Here is a 389-nt window from a genome sequence, read left to right as displayed (position 1 = left end):
TGAAAAAGAGTTTCGTCCATTCTCGAAGGTAATTCTGACGGCCGATTGTAAACCGTATAAAAAAGAGCTGGCGGATTCCATAGCCGAAGACTGGCCGTGGGACCCTTTCTCATTTGAGGATGGGATTATCCGGGAATACGGAAATATTGTGGTAAACGGCTCCTACACGCTTAATATAATTGGGCGGGAACAGATTCTGGTTCCCATTATTTACAGCACGGCGGCGATGACAGTGACCTACAATAATAAGACCTACAATCTGGCTACAGGGAAAAATTATATCTATTCTATTGCAATTCAGCCGGGTGATAATCTTTTGGTATTTAAGGGAACCGGAACAGTATCAGTTGAGTACAGGGGAGGGAAATTATAATGTACCGTGTGACAGC

Annotated in this window: 1 pseudogene; it reads left to right on the top strand. The window is 43.7% G+C overall.

The features are described from left to right. A pseudogene (locus CLOSYM_RS24355) lies at window positions 1-373 on the top strand (mtfA protein); the annotation flags it as partial. Between the last annotated feature and the right edge of the window lie 16 nt (window positions 374-389).

Origin of the sequence: [Clostridium] symbiosum ATCC 14940 (genome assembly GCF_000466485.1) — a bacterium.
GTDB classification, from domain to species: domain Bacteria; phylum Bacillota; class Clostridia; order Lachnospirales; family Lachnospiraceae; genus Otoolea; species Otoolea symbiosa.
Note: the sequence above shows the minus strand (reverse complement) of the source record. Positions and strands in the feature narration are given on the sequence as shown.